The following is a 14,278-nucleotide window of genomic DNA, read 5'->3' as shown; positions in this document are numbered from 1 at the left end:
CCACGGACGCGGGGCATCCCGTTCATTGTGCCGCATCCCTTGGCGGGGTGGAACCGCAGACGCGGTGGCGTTGCTCAGGCGTAGGGCGCACGCGACGCCAGCTCGCGGCGGCCGTGGCGCGACAGATATGCGACAATGTGCGGGCATTCGAACACCCCGAAGGAGCAGCACGTGACACAAGCACATCCGCACCTGCACGCGGTCATACTCGCAGGAGGCAGCGGAGCCAGGTTCTGGCCGCTTTCCCGCGAGATGACACCCAAGCAGATGCTCTCGATCTTTGGCGGAATGAGCCTCATCGAGCAGGCGGTCGCACGCATCGAACCGTTCGTAGAACCTGGCGCGCTGCATGTCTTCACCAACGAGCAGCTTCTGCCCGAACTACGCAGCCACCTCGGCGCGCGGAGCTCGGGCGGCGGCAACGCGATCGGTTTCGTCGCGGAGCCGGTGCCGCGAAACACCGCGCCGGCAATGGCGCTCGCGGCGGCCTACCTCGTGCAGCGCGACCCCAACGCGCTGATGATCGTGCTGCCCTCGGACCACCTGCTCGAAGACGGTGTGCGCTGGGCCGAGACGGTCGGCGTGGCATGCCGGGCCGCCGAGCGCGGCATGCTCGTGACGATCGGCCTGCGCCCGACGTCGCCCGAGACCGGCTACGGCTACATTCAGGCCGGGGAGGCGCTCGAAGGGCTCGCGATCGGCGATACGAGCGCGCACCGCGTGGCCCGCTTCGTCGAGAAGCCCGACCTCGCAACCGCCGAGGGCTACGTCGCCTCCGGCGACTACCTGTGGAACTCCGGGATGCTCGTGGCGCGGGCGTCGGTCGTGATCGAGGAGCTTCTGTCGGCCGGGTCGTCCTCGGCCACGCCTGATTCGGCGAACGGCGAGGCAATCGTGCGTGTCACCGAGTGGCTTGCGAGCCTGCCTTCCGAGATGTGGACGAGCGATGCAGCGCGAGAGCGGTTCGAGATGCTTCCATCGGTGCCGTTCGACAAGGCCGTGCTAGAGGTCTCGAACCGCGTCGCCGTGGTGCCGACCTCGCTCGATTGGTCCGATGTGGGCTCTCTGCTCTCGCTCGCCACGCTCGCGAAGCCGGACGAGCGGGGCAACGTGCTCGTCGGGAACGTCACCGATGTCGACTCGCGCAACGTGATCGCCTACTCGGCCGACCGGCTCGTCGCAACGCTCGGGCTCGATGATGTCATCGTGGTGGATACGGCCGATGCCACGCTTGTGGCTGCCAAGGACCGCGCGCAGGACGTGCGGCTCGTGGTCGACGCTCTCAAGGCCCTGGGGGCGCCCGAGGTCGTGACCTCACGCTCCTCGGTCAGACCCTGGGGTTCCTGGACGCTTCTCATGAAGGGCGAGGCGTTCCAGATCAAGTCGATCGACGTGCTGCCTGGCAAGCGGCTGTCGGTGCAGAGTCACGAGCGACGCAGCGAGCATTGGGTGGTCGTGGAGGGCGAGGCGATCGTAGAGCGCGACGGCGAGAGCGTACGTGTTGCGTCGAACGAGTCCATCTACTTGCCGATCGGGTCCAGGCACCGCATGAGCAACGACGGCGACAGCATGCTTCGCGTGATCGAGGTAGCTGTGGGAGACTACCTGGGTGAAGACGACATCGTCCGCTACGAGGACGACTGGGGACGCTAGGAGGCGTTATCGTGGGCAAACGTGCACTCATCACCGGTCTGACCGGTCAGGACGGTTCCTACCTCGCAGAGCTGCTGCTGGAGAAGGGCTACGAGGTCTTCGGCCTGCAGAGGCGCTCATCGTCGGAAACGACCGAGCGAATCGACTCCTTCCTGGAGCGCATCACCGTGGTCGGAGGGGACCTTCTCGACCAGACCTCGCTGCTCGATGCGATCGAGGATGCGAAGCCGGACGAGGTCTACAACCTTGCCGCGCAGTCCTTCGTCGCCGACTCGTGGAAGGAGCCGGTCTACACCGGGGACGTCGACGCTCTCGGAGTGACACGCATTCTCGAGGCGATTCACCGCGTCAAGCCCGACGCCCGCTTCTACCAGGCTTCGAGCTCGGAGATGTTCGGCAAGGTGCATGAAACGCCGCAGAGCGAGTCGACGCCGTTCCATCCCCGTTCGCCGTATGGAGTGGCGAAGGTCTACGGCTACTTCATCACGCTCAACTACCGCGAGAGCTATGGGATGCACGCAAGCAACGGCATCCTGTTCAACCACGAGTCACCGCGACGGGGCATCGAGTTCGTCACCCGGAAGATCACCGACGGCGTCGCACGCATCGCAGCGGGCAAGGCCACGCAACTCACGCTCGGCAATCTCGACGCCAAGCGTGACTGGGGATTCGCCGGCGACTACGTCGAGGCGATGTGGCTCATGCTGCAGCAGGACGAGCCGGGCGACTACGTGGTCGCCACGGGCGAGACTCACACGGTGCGCGAGTTCTGCGAGATCGCCTTCTCGCGAGCAGGTCTGGACTACGAGAAGCACGTAGTGCAGGACCCGCGCTTCATGCGGCCCGCCGAGGTCGAGCTGCTCCTTGGCGATCCCGGCAAGGCGAAGCGCGAGCTCGGCTGGGAACCGAAGGTGAGCTTCCAGGGCCTCGTCGAGATGATGGTGGACTCAGACCTGGAGCGCTACGGGGTGAGTCGCTAGAAGCCCACGCCCCTGCGCCAAGTGACACAGGGCGCCGGGGCTGGATTGCGTCTCAGTAGTGAGGCGGGAGCTGGATCGCCGTTCCGGGGTTGCGGAGAACCACCGCCACATGCATGGCGATGTGGCTGAGCACTGGCGACAGCGGGCTGCCGGTGAGAACATAGCTAGCCGTGAAGATCGCGTTTCCCACAACAGCACCCATGACCTGGGGTCCGCGGTACTGCGCGAAGCCGGCGTGATAGACGGCTGCGACAGCGAGACTGGCGGCGAACCCCGCAGCACGCGCGGCGAGCCTGCCGGCGGGCTTGCTCACCCAGCCCACAGCCGAGAACGCTTGCCACACTGCGAGCACAGGGATTACCGAGAGCGTCACAGCGTCGACCGCGGCGTATGCGGTTCCCGACCAGAGCACGTCGACAGGCAGGCGCCAGCCGACAGCGAGCGCCGAAGCGGGCTGCCGGATCACGACACCGACGGCCGCGAGACCGGCCACGAGGGCACCCACGAGACCCATGCGCCAGCTGTGCCGCAGCAGTCTGCGGATGCTGAGACGGTTCCAGCGGAAGAAGGCGTAGCTGAGGGCCACCCCGAGGCCGACATACGGGATGAGGAAGAACCGGCGCGGCCAGTGCAGCCAACTGGAGAACACCAGCGCGACGGCGAACTCGAGGAAGGCCCCGGCTGGCACCCATGCGAGGTGCAGGTACCACGGTCTCTTCGGGCGGGCCGAACCAGGTTGCGTCACGCGTCACTCCTATGTCGAGCCTGGGTCGCCAACACAGCGATTTGGAGCCGGGGTCTTCGTCACGCCCTGCCTCGCAATCGAGTCTTCATTCTGAGCATGCGTCTGAATTGGCGGAATCGCCGCCGACATACCTCAGCCGCGCTGCTAGCTAGGCTCTTATCATATCAGGCAGGCGGACTCTCGGTCCCGTTGCCGCGTCTGGATACTGCGTGACGATGTGCACGACGAGCGCATGCTGGAAGCCGACTTCCGGCGGGCACCCGTGTCCCCCGTTTCGCCTGGCTACCGCGACATCAGCTCGCGGTAGAGCGACAGGTGGCGATCGATAGACGCATCCGAGGAGTACTCGTCGATGGTGCGGTGACGCGCACGCTCACCCATGTCGGCCGCCTCCTCGGGATCGGACATCAGGTCGGCGATCGCGGCGGACAGGGCCTTCGGGTCTCCGGGCGGTACCAGCCTGATCTCCCGCCCGTCCTCGAACAGCTCGTCGATGCCTTCGACTCGCGACGCCACGATCGGCTTGCCAAGAGCGGCGGCTTCAAGCAGCGACGTGGGAACGCCGGGTCGCGTGGAAGGGAACACAGCCACCGTGAGTTCTCGCAGCACGGCCGGCACGCTGTCGACCCAGCCGATGTAGCGCACATGGCTCGAGCGCACGTCATCTCGCAACGTGCGCAGGAGCGGGCCCTCGCCCGCGACAACCACCTGCGCGAGCACACCGGACGCCTCTAGGATCGCCGACGCCGCAACGAGCGTTTCGAGTCCCCTGCTCTCCTCGATCCTGCCCCCGTATCCCACGAGCGGGACGCTAGTCCTTGGCAGGTCGATGGTCTGGCCTGACTGCGCCATCACCTCGGCGATGTCGATGCTGGGCGGGTCGACGAGGATGTGCCCCCGCTCGACGCCGCTGTCGGCCAGACGGGTGGCGAGGCGGGCACAGTCGCACACGAGCATGTCCGCGCCGTCCAGGGAGCGGGCGTCAAGCTTGCGCGTGACAAGCCGCGAGAAGAGGCTGGAGCTTCCGCGTGGCCAGTCCGAACACAGCAGGGTGTTGACGACACGCGTGGGGACTCCCGATGCCGCATGCCGCACGAGTAGATCGGCTCCCACGCCAGTCGAATGCGCGACGTCCGGACCGAAGCGCTTGAAGTACTTGCGCATGCGCGAACGCGTGCGGATGAAGTTCACGCGGTCGAGCGCGTAGAAGGCGACCTCTATCCCATGCTCGCGGGCCTCGGCGGCCATGGGGCTGCGCGGCGCGCATATGAGCAACACGGTGGCGCCGCGTGCGCGAAGCGCCGCCATCACGCGCAGGAGGCGACGTTCGACGCGGCCCATTACCGAGCCGGGACGGCTGGACGCGAAGACGAATGTCGATTGCGAGACGTCCTTCACCGGGCGGAGACGACCTCCTCGTAGACTCGAACCGTCGCGGCGGCCGCCGCGTCCCAGGTGAACGCCGAGACCCGAGCGGTGCCTGCCTGCCGCAGACGTTCCCGGAGCGGCTCGTTGTGGATGATCTCGCGCAGCCGGGCGGCAAGTGCATGTGCATCACCCGCCGCGAACAGCAGCGCAGTATCCCCCACCACCTCGGGAATCGCTGTCGCATCCGAGCATACAGCTGGAGTTCCGAATGACATAGCCTCCAGTGGCGGCAGGCCGAATCCTTCGTACAGCGAGGGGAAGGCGAAAACCAGGGCGCCCTTGTATAGCGCCCGCAAAGTGTCATCGTCCGCCCGGCCGAGGACCCGCACACGCTCGCGGACGCCGGGGTCTGCGATCGCCCGGGCTATGGCGTCGGGTGCCGGCGGTCCGACGAGCGCGAGGACGGGAGCGGGATCGTCGGCCACAAGCTCGGCGAATGCTCGCAGGAGCACGTCGAGCCCCTTGTGCGGCCGAGTGTTCGCGAAGCCGAGGATGTACGGCCCGGCCCCGGCGAGTTCCGCCGGCAGCGTCCCCACCGCGCCGGAGGCGAAGTCGTCGACCCCGTGGGCGATGACGCGCAGCTTCCCGCGGGCGGCCGGGAACGAGCGCGCGATGTCGTCGGCGGCGTGGTGCGAGCCGGTGATCAGCGCGTCGGACACACGTGCGGCACGACCGACCATGCGGGCGAAGATGGCGCGCTGCACGGCTGACGGCATGACGCCGGGGACGCGCAGCGGGGTGAGGTCGTGCAGGGTCGCGACGAGCGGGTGCGGTGCCGGCATCGGGACCGGGAAGTGCGGCGAGTGAACGACATCGGGGCGGACGTGACGCGCCGCGCTCCCGAGCGACCACCAGCCGCGCGGGGCTAGCGGGATGCCACCGGCGTGCACGGTCTCGGCGTCGGGCTCGGGAGCGGGCCCGGTGTCGACAGCCTGGACGACCTCGATGCCCGACGTGCGTGCCAGCGCCCGGACGAGGCCTTTCGTGTAGCGACCCACACCCGTCCATTCGGCCATGCGGCAGTCGAGAAGAACGCGGGTCACGACTCTCCATTCGTCGACAACGTGCACGGCCTAGACTAGCATTGTAGCCCCATGACACCCATCTCAAGGCAACCATCCGACGCCTGCGGGGCACTCCCCTGCGGCTTCAACGTCTTTGGCTATCTGACCTCGAATCTCGGCCTCGGTGTTGCCGCGCGCACGACCGCGCGGATGCTTGTCGACGCCGGACACGCGGTGCGCCTCGACGACGTCGACCCCGGCGGCGGCATGCAGGGACGCGACGTCTCCTTCGCCAAGGAGATCGCACGCACCCGCGATGCGGGTCCGTTCGCGGTGAACCTCTTCCACATCAATCCGGACCAGGCACTGTATCTGCTGGGGCCTGGGTCGGAGCGTGTCCGCGTTGCCGACACGCTCCAGGTGTGCGTGCCGTTCTGGGAGCTTCCCCGCGTCCCTGCGTCGTGGATCGAACCACTGCACGCGATGGACATCATCATGGCGCCGACGCGCTATGTGGCCGACGCGGTCCGCGCCGACATCCCCGACGCACGCATCGTGCCCTTCCCGCAGACGGTGCACCTGCCCGAGGGGATCCGCCCCGACCGCCCCGCATTCGACCTCGCCGCCGACGAGGTCGTGTTCGTGATGAGCTTCGACATGCGCAGCGACATGGAGCGCAAGAACCCGTGGGTGGTAGTGCGCGCATTCTCCGAGGCCTTCCCCGATCGCAGCGACGTGCGCCTCATCATCAAGGTGAACAACGTCGACACGCTTCCTGGGCTCGAGCGGCACGTCACTCGCCTTCGCGAGACCGCCGCCGACGAGCGCATCACGGTGATCGATCGTTCTATGCCCTACGCCGAGGTGCTGTCACTCTACGCGAGCTGCGACGTATTGGTGTCCCTGCACCGCGCCGAAGGACTGGGACTCAGCCTGCTCGAAGGCATGGCGCTCGGACTGCCGGTGATCGGCACCGCGTTCTCCGGAAACATGGACTTCATGACCGAGGAGAACTCCTGCCTTGTGGGCTATGACCCTGTCGAAGTCTCCTCGAGCACCCAGCCGGCCTACGGAAGAGCGATCAGTGGCGAGCAGATGTGGGCTGAACCGCGCCTGTCGGAGGCGGTCCGCTGGATGCGTGCGCTGGCGGACGACCCGGCGCTGCGTGCGCGCATCGGCGCCCACGCCAGCGAAACGGCGCAGCGCACGCAGGCAGAGCACCGCTCGGGCCGCGCGTTCGAACCGGTGCTCACTGCCGCACAGGAACTCGTCGCGGGCGAATCGACCGTAGCGCAGCAGCGCATGTCGCGGCTCGCGCGTCGCTATCCGCTCAACATGGGCAGACGCATCGTACGCGCCGCCTGGCACCGGCTCAAGACGCGGCTTGGAGCCTAGCGCAGCCTACGCGTCCTGCTGCGACTCGAGCAGCTCCGGGATGAAACGCGCGAGTGCATCGCGCCAGTCGGGCATCATCACGCCGAGCGCCGCCGCCTTGCTGCAGTCGAGCATCGAGTTGTGCGGCCGATGCGCCTTCGTCGGGAACTGGTCGGCGGTCGTGGGTTCGAGCTTCACGTCGATGTTCGCAAGCCGGAAGATCTCCTCGGCTAGCTCGAAGCGGGAACACGAACCGCTTCCGGTGAGGTGGTAGAGGCCGGTCGCTCCCGCATCGAGCAGGCCAAGGAGACCGGTCGCAAGGTCGACGGTGAAGGTCGGCGAGCCGACCTCGTCAGTGACGACCGGGAGCGTGTCGTGGTCGCGCGCGAGCTGAAGCATCTTGACCGGGAAGTTCACGCCGGACGGGCCGAAGACCCAGGCGGTGCGGGCGATGATGGCCCCAGGGTACGCCTCGGCCACCGCGCGCTCGCCTGCAAGCTTCGACATGCCGTAGACGGAGAGCGGGTTGACGGGATCTCCCTCGACGTAGGGGCCGTCCTTCTCGCCGTCGAAGACGTAGTCGGTCGAGACGTGCACGAAATCGAGGCCGTACTCAACGGCGGCGAGCGCGAGGTTGCGCGCGCCCTTCTCGTTCACGTGATAGGCGAGCCCCGGCTCGTCCTCGGCACGCTCGACGTTGGTGTAGGCGGCCGCGTTGACGAGTACCGAAGGCTTCCCGGCAGTCGCGTCCACGAAGTCGGCTACGACAGCGCGGACGCGAACGTCATCGGTGATGTCGAAGTCGGACTCGTCGGGCGCGAGGAACCACTCGTCGCGCTCGGTCAGCACGCGCTGCATCGCCGTGCCGAGCATCCCGCGTGCCCCTGCGATCAGATAGCGACGTGTCACGAACGCTCCTCGTACCAGCGCTTCTGCCAATCGGCGAACTCACCCTCGCCGTGCTTGATCTTGTGCCACCACCACTCGTTGTCGCGATACCAGCGAATGGTGTCGCGCAGGCCCTGCTCGAACTCGACCTGCGTGTCCCAGCCGAGACCGCGCAGCTTGTCGCACGCGATCGAGTAGCGTCTGTCGTGGCCGGGGCGGTCTGCGACCCACTCGATAGTGTCCTCCCCTGGCCCCAGCTCGTCGAGGATGATCGACGTGATCTCGCGGTTGGTGCGCTCGTTGCCACCGCCGACGTTGTAGACCTGCCCCGGCTCGCCGGCGTCGAGGACGGCCGCGATCCCATCGCAGTGATCATCGACGTGCAGCCAGTCGCGCACGTTCATGCCGTCGCCGTACAGCGGCAGCTTACGACCCTCGAGAGCGTTGGTCACGAACAGAGGGATGAGCTTCTCCGGGTACTGGTAGGAGCCGTAGGTGTTGCTCCCGCGCGTGATCATGACGGGCGTGCCGTACGTGACGTGGTACGCGAGCACCTGCAGGTCGCCCCCGGCCTTGCTCGCCGAGTACGGGCTCGACGGCTGCAGCCGATCGGTCTCGGTGAACGAACCCTCGTCGATGGAGCCATAGACCTCGTCTGTCGAGACCTGCACCATGCGCCCGATCCCGCGCTCGCGCACGACCTCCAGCAGAGTGTGCGTGCCAAGGATGTCGGTGTGGAGGAAAGCCTCCGGCTCGGCGATCGAACGGTCGACGTGCGTTTCCGCCGCGAAGTTCACGATCGCATCCACGCCCCCGGCGCCGTCGATGGCCGCGTCCACCGCCGCGCGGTCGCAGATGTCGCCGCGAACGAAGGAGTAGCGAGGGTCGTCCTCGGCGGATTTCAGGTTGTCGAGGTTACCCGCGTAGGTGAGCTTGTCGAAGCAGACGATCTCGAGGTCGTCGCGTGTCGCGAGCATGCGCCGTACGAAGTTCGAGCCGATGAAGCCGGCGCCGCCGCTGACAAGAAGTCTCATCCGTTCTCCACGCCCCAGTCGTAGTCGATCTCCGGGTCGTCGAAGGGACGGCGGAACTCATCGGGGTCGTCGTAGTTGTAGAGCTCAGTCGGGATGTTGATGATGCCCGCCGGCTCGGTGCCCACGGCGGTGAAGCCATGGTAGACGCCGTTCGGGATGATCAGCAGCCGCTGGCGCTGCCAGCCGATGACGAACGTGTTGGTCTCGCCCTTGGTCGGCGAGTCCTCGCGCGAGTCGTAGAGGCCGACCTTGGCCATACCGAAGACACATACGAAATGGTCGGTCTGCTTCTTGTGGTAGTGCCACGCCTTGACCACGCCCGGGTAGACCCAGGTGATGTAGACCTGTCCGAAGCCCTGGAAGTCAGGATCGTCGGAACGCCACATCTCCATGAGCATGCCGCGGTCATCCGGCATGACACGCAGGTCCTTGAGCTTGACGCCGTCGATCATGGGTTACCCCTCCCGTGATGGCGCGGACGAGCCCATCCTACTAGACAATCTCGACTTCGGAGTTGTCGCCGAGCATTACGTGGTAGGCCGAGGGCATGCCATTGCCCCTGCGGACGACAGCGTTGCAGCCCATAAGGCTGTCGGCGAGACGCCCGTGCGTGTTCTCCACGCGAGCGCCGGCAAGAAGAATCGAGTGCTCGATCTCGCTGCCGGTGATGACACAGCCATCGCCCACCGACGAGTACGGACCGATGTAGGCATCCACGATCTCACAGCTCTCGCCGATGGCGACCGGCCCGCGTACGACGGAGTTCACGAGCTTGCTGCCCTCTCCCAGCTTCACGCGACCGTGGACCTGCGATTTCTCATCGACCACGCCGCGCACATCGGACTCGATCATGTCGAGCATGATGCGGTTCGCCTCGAGCATGTCCTCAAGCTTGCCGGTGTCCTTCCACCATCCGCCGATGACATGCGGTCGGACAACTCGGCCGTTATCGACGAGCCACTGGATCGCGTCCGTGATCTCGAGCTCGCCGCGCGCGGACGGCTTGATAGCGGCGACTGCCTCAAAGACGCTCGGCCCGAAGAGGTAGACGCCGACAAGGGCGAGATCACTCGGCGGATCTGCGGGCTTCTCGACCAGCCGCTTGACGGAGCCGTCCTCGGCAAGTTCGGCCACGCCGAACTGCGACGCGTTGGGAACGTGTGCAAGAAGGATCTGGGCATCCCCGCCGTTCTCTTCGAACTCGGCGACAAAGCGCGTTATGCCGTCCTTGATGAGGTTGTCACCGAGGTACATCACGAACTGGTCGTTGCCCATGAAACTCTTCGAGATCTTGACCGCGTGCGCAAGACCGAGCGGTGCTTCCTGCGGGATGTAGGTGATCTTGACTCCCCAGCGCGAGCCGTCGCCGAGCGCATCCATGACCTCGGCCGCCGTATCGCCGACGATGACACCGATCTCGGTGATGCCCGCGTCGCGAATCGCCTCGATGGCGTAGAAGAGAATCGGCTTGTTCGCGACCGGCACGAGCTGCTTGGCGCGGGTGAACGTGATGGGGCGCAAGCGGGTGCCTTTGCCGCCAGCGAGAATGAGCGCTTTCATCAGACCTCCTGCCGAAGGTGCGCAACGGGAGGATTCTACCATTACGCGCCGGATGCACCGCTGCCTAAAGAGGCCCCGCGCCCTCACGCAACCAGCGCGCAATCTCCCTGCGGCCGATCACCCGCCTGGACCACACGTCACCGCGAATCGCCAGACCCATCTTCAACCCCGTCACTGCCGGCTCGTGTCGGGCTCCGAAGCTTCGAACAAGCCCCGGTATCTTCCTCCAGTTGCTGGGTCGCAGTGGAAAGGTCGAGCGCACAGGTTGCCAAAGCACCCCGGAGCGGAGAAGACCAACAAGCGCGGCGCTCCACGGAAGGTCCTTTGCAGCCACGAGTGCCCGATTCCTGATCTCAAGCGAATCCATCTCAGGACGGGCCTGCGTGTCGATTGTGGCACGAACCTTGTGACGAACGATGGCATCCGGGACATAGACGCAGCGCTTGCCGGCGATAAGCGCACGCACGTTGATGTCCGTGTCCTCATGCATGAGGAAGAAGCGCTCGTCGAATAGCCCGACATCGCGAAAGAACGACGACCTGTACAGCGCGGCGCCGGCGCATGCCCCGAACACGCGCTCGGGAGTCGCATAGTTGGCGGCAACCTGGCCAAACCCCCGGTTGCGCCCCACCAAATGCGCGACGTCATACACGTCTCCAGCGGAATTGAGTACATCTGGGTCGGAGTAGAACACCATGCGGGAGGCTGCGAAATCGTAGTCGGAGAGTTCGGTCAATGCGTCCACGAGCGCCTCAAGCCAATGCGAATCCAGAGCCGTGTCGTTGTTCAGTAGCGCAACGAACGGGGTGTCCGATGCCTTGATTCCCGCGTTGACGGCACCTGCGAATCCCGTGTTTGAACCAAGACGCAACACCTCTGCCCATGGATGATGTTGCTCCACCCACTCGGGGCTTCCATCCTCGGAGCTGTTGTCGATGATGAGCAACCGGAAGTCCTGCATCGACTGAGAGCGAATCGTGGAAAGGCATTCCTCGAGATGTGCCATGCCGTTCCAGTTCGGGATGATGATCGTCGCCCGGGCTTCCACGTATTCTCCTCAGTCGCCTCTGCCGCTTCCCGCGTCGAATAGATGTTACACTGTGCGTGCATCAGCCCTTTAAGCTGCGGAAACGTCGATTGTCTCGCCTGTGGACACCCGCTCGCTCGTTTCGATCATCCTCGTGAACTGGAACGGCCTGGACGTCACGCTCGAGTGCGTCAGGTCGTGTCTGGCGCTCGACTACCCCCGCTTCCACATCGTGATCGTCGACAACGGGTCCGCCGCTGACTCCGTCTCAGCCCTTCGCGATGCGTTCGCCCAGGAGCCCTGCGTGCACCTAATCGAGGTCGGCAGGAACCTCGGTTTCGCCGAGGGCAACAACCTCGGCATGCGCTACGCACGCGAGGCCGACGCCGGATTCGTGTGGTTGCTCAACAACGACACCGAGGTCGACCCGGGGGCGCTGTCCGCGCTGATTGAGGCTGCCGAGGCTCATCCGGAAGCGGGTCTTCTTGGCTCGAAGATCTACTTCTTCGACCGCCCTACCACAATCTGGTTCGCCGGGGCGGGCATCGATCCGATCGATGGACACTCTTACCACATCGGCGAGGGAGAGGTCGACTGCGGGCAGTTCGACGCAGTGCGGGAGACCGAGTACATCACCGGTTGCAGCATTCTCGCTCGAACCGAGGTCATCGACCAGATCGGCGGGATGAGCGACGACTTCTTCCTGTACTGGGAGGAAGTCGACTGGTGCGCTCGAGCCGCGGAAGCCGGGTGGAAGCTGCTCTACGTCCCCGGGTCGCGCGTGTGGCACAAGGTATCGTCTTCCTTCTCCGGCAACCGCCAGCTACAGCTGCGCTACGAGATGCGCAACCGCCTGCTGTTCCACAAGCGCCATCGGCGAGATCGTCTTGGGCGCGTGATGCGCCACGGTGTCGCCCGAGTCGCCTACTACGCCGTCCGAGGACACTTCGGCGAAGTTCGCGGCATCGGAGGCGGTATCATCGACTTCCTGCGTGGGCGCTTCGGAAGGATCGGCTGATGCGCGAGGTTCCATGGGGGTTCAACATCTTCGGCTATGTGACCGGGACGTTCGGTCAGGCGTGGGTGACGCGCACGCTCATGCGCGTGATGGACGCGCGCGACGTGCCGATGTGCTATCGCGACATGAGCGTCTACGACTCTCGTGCTACTACAGACCCGGAATATCCAGATCGAGAGTGCCGAGGACGGGAGATGCCGTACGCCGTCAACCTGTTCTCGGCCAACCCGCCGGCGTGCATGCTCAGGATGTGCATCCAGTGGGCCACTCTGAGACCGGAGAAGCGATTCAACGCCATCCTCCCCTTCTGGGAACTGCCCGTCCTACCCGAGGATTGGAAGCGCGGCCTGCGGATGATGGACGTGGTGCTCGCCCCGAGCGAGTTCATCGCCCAAACGATTGCGGCAGAGGCTCCCGAGGTCCCGATTATCCGCTTCCCGCAGGCGGTATTCTTGCCCGACGACATTGCGGCTGACCGCGGGCGATGGGGCTTCGCGCCGGACAGCGTCGTGTTCCTGTGCGCGTTCGACGTGACGAGCGATATCGAGCGCAAGAACCCCTGGGGAGCGATCGAGGCATTCGAGCGAGCCTTCGAGCCAGACAGCGGACCACAGCTCGTGATCAAACTCAACTCTCGCGACGCTGGACCCGAGCATCAACCGCTGCTGAACCGACTGCGGGATCTGGTGTCGCGCCGGGCCGACGTCTCCATCATCGAAGAGCAGCTACCGTACCGCGGACTCCTGGAGCTCTATGCAAGCTGCGACGCGCTCATCTCGCTGCACCGCGCCGAAGGACTCGGTCTCGTCCTCATGGAGGCAATGTCGCTCGGCAAGCCGGTAATCTGCACGGGCTGGTCCGGCAACATGGATTTCACCTCCGAGGAGAACTCGTGCCTTGTGCCGTACACACTGGTGCCGGTCACCGCCACGCACGACGCCTACCGGTCGGAAGGCTTCTCTCGTCAGCCCGAGTGGGCCGAGCCGGACGTGGACGCCGCCGCGGACTGGATGCGCCGACTGTCCGAGGAGCCGGAGTTGCGCGCCTCTCTTGGCGAGCGGGCTGCCCGCGAGATGCGCATTGTGAGAGCGCAGTACGAAGCAGCAGAATCCCTCGACAAGCTGAAGACGTTCTACGAGCAGCGTCAGCGATGGGAACCCGCGCATGCGGCACGCGCGGCAGCGATCAGGTCCACCAGGAGATCCGGATGGGCGAAGTTGGCACGTCGAGTTCCTCGAGCCGTGTGGGCACGTGCTTGGAAGGCGGTGCAACGCGCGTGAACGAAACCACGCCTTCCTCGGCCAAGTTCTCGATCCTCGTGCCCGCGTACAACGCCGAGCACATTCTCGGGCGAACACTCGCGAGCCTTGTGACGCAGGAACTCCCGGAATGGGAGGCATGCGTTGTCGACGACGGCTCGACAGACGCGACCTTCGAGGTCGCGCTTGAGTGGGCGGAGCAGGATAGACGCATCAAGTCGGCGAGAAAGGACAACGGCGGCACGTCCTCGGCACGAAACGCAGCTGCGAAGATGGCGTCCGGCACGTGGCTGTGCCTACTCGATGCC

14 protein-coding genes are annotated in these 14,278 nt (G+C 65.6%); 6 read left to right on the top strand and 8 right to left on the bottom strand.

Translation table 11 applies throughout. From position 1 onward, the window contains the following. Positions 1-171 precede the first annotated feature (171 nt). Together Q8K99_07145 and gmd are read left to right on the top strand one after the other, a co-directional pair. Complete coding sequence (locus Q8K99_07145) at positions 172-1,653, top strand: mannose-1-phosphate guanylyltransferase/mannose-6-phosphate isomerase (GenBank protein MDP2182328.1); 1,482 nt, start codon at positions 172-174, stop codon at positions 1,651-1,653. 11 nt (positions 1,654-1,664) lie between these two features. Next, positions 1,665-2,633: a GDP-mannose 4,6-dehydratase gene (gmd, locus tag Q8K99_07140; protein ID MDP2182327.1), complete on the top strand. Its 969-nt coding sequence runs from the start codon at positions 1,665-1,667 to the stop codon at positions 2,631-2,633. A 52-nt stretch (positions 2,634-2,685) separates the two neighbouring features. On the opposite strand, the gene Q8K99_07135 is transcribed toward gmd, so the two are convergent. From Q8K99_07135 to Q8K99_07125, 3 genes are all read right to left on the bottom strand, one after another. Next, positions 2,686-3,378, bottom strand: a complete 693-nt coding sequence (locus tag Q8K99_07135) for a hypothetical protein (GenBank protein MDP2182326.1) — start codon at positions 3,376-3,378, stop codon at positions 2,686-2,688. A 282-nt stretch (positions 3,379-3,660) separates the two neighbouring features. Beyond that, positions 3,661-4,776, bottom strand: coding sequence for a glycosyltransferase (locus Q8K99_07130; protein MDP2182325.1), 1,116 nt, complete (start codon positions 4,774-4,776; stop codon positions 3,661-3,663). Continuing rightward, positions 4,773-5,849 carry a glycosyltransferase family 1 protein gene (locus tag Q8K99_07125; protein MDP2182324.1) on the bottom strand — a complete coding sequence of 359 codons (1,077 nt, stop codon included), beginning with the start codon at positions 5,847-5,849 and terminating at the stop codon, positions 4,773-4,775. Before Q8K99_07125 ends, Q8K99_07130 begins: the two co-directional genes overlap by 4 nt. Positions 5,850-5,900: 51 nt before the next feature. Here Q8K99_07125 and Q8K99_07120 point away from each other — a divergent pair, with 51 nt between their 5' ends. Beyond that, a complete protein-coding gene (locus Q8K99_07120; GenBank protein ID MDP2182323.1) occupies positions 5,901-7,205 on the top strand; it encodes a glycosyltransferase family 4 protein in 1,305 nt (434 codons plus the stop codon). 6 nt (positions 7,206-7,211) lie between these two features. Here the strand turns inward: Q8K99_07120 and rfbD are convergent, their stop codons facing one another. The 5 genes from rfbD to Q8K99_07095 all read right to left on the bottom strand — a co-directional run bounded on the left by rfbD (position 7,212) and on the right by Q8K99_07095 (position 11,714). After that, positions 7,212-8,093, bottom strand: coding sequence for a dTDP-4-dehydrorhamnose reductase (gene rfbD / locus Q8K99_07115; protein ID MDP2182322.1), 882 nt, complete (start codon positions 8,091-8,093; stop codon positions 7,212-7,214). Then, positions 8,090-9,106: a dTDP-glucose 4,6-dehydratase gene (gene rfbB / locus Q8K99_07110; GenBank protein MDP2182321.1), complete on the bottom strand. Its 1,017-nt coding sequence runs from the start codon at positions 9,104-9,106 to the stop codon at positions 8,090-8,092. The genes rfbD and rfbB overlap by 4 nt, the downstream gene beginning before the upstream one ends. Further along, the gene (locus Q8K99_07105) at positions 9,103-9,558 is read right to left on the bottom strand and encodes a dTDP-4-dehydrorhamnose 3,5-epimerase family protein (protein MDP2182320.1); all 456 of its coding nucleotides are present in this window, start codon (positions 9,556-9,558) and stop codon (positions 9,103-9,105) included. Before Q8K99_07105 ends, rfbB begins: the two co-directional genes overlap by 4 nt. Before the next feature lie 40 nt (positions 9,559-9,598). Then, positions 9,599-10,666: a glucose-1-phosphate thymidylyltransferase gene (locus Q8K99_07100; protein ID MDP2182319.1), complete on the bottom strand. Its 1,068-nt coding sequence runs from the start codon at positions 10,664-10,666 to the stop codon at positions 9,599-9,601. Positions 10,667-10,730: 64 nt separating this feature from the next. Continuing rightward, positions 10,731-11,714: a glycosyltransferase family 2 protein gene (locus Q8K99_07095; GenBank protein ID MDP2182318.1), complete on the bottom strand. Its 984-nt coding sequence runs from the start codon at positions 11,712-11,714 to the stop codon at positions 10,731-10,733. A 100-nt stretch (positions 11,715-11,814) separates the two neighbouring features. On the opposite strand from Q8K99_07095, the gene Q8K99_07090 reads away from it, so the two are divergent. The 3 genes from Q8K99_07090 to Q8K99_07080 form a co-directional block, all read left to right on the top strand. After that, complete coding sequence (locus Q8K99_07090; protein MDP2182317.1) at positions 11,815-12,711, top strand: glycosyltransferase family 2 protein; 897 nt, start codon at positions 11,815-11,817, stop codon at positions 12,709-12,711. Further along, complete coding sequence (locus tag Q8K99_07085; protein ID MDP2182316.1) at positions 12,711-13,991, top strand: glycosyltransferase family 4 protein; 1,281 nt, start codon at positions 12,711-12,713, stop codon at positions 13,989-13,991. Before Q8K99_07090 ends, Q8K99_07085 begins: the two co-directional genes overlap by 1 nt. Further along, positions 13,988-14,278, top strand: a 291-nt coding sequence (locus Q8K99_07080; GenBank protein MDP2182315.1) for a glycosyltransferase family 2 protein, incomplete at its 3' end; no start/stop codon positions are given. The genes Q8K99_07085 and Q8K99_07080, both read left to right, overlap by 4 nt.

Source organism: Actinomycetota bacterium (genome assembly GCA_030682655.1).
Taxonomy (GTDB): domain Bacteria; phylum Actinomycetota; class Coriobacteriia; order Anaerosomatales; family JAUXNU01; genus JAUXNU01.
The sequence above is the reverse complement of the archived record's forward strand: the minus strand, read 5'-3'. Positions and strand labels throughout refer to the sequence as shown.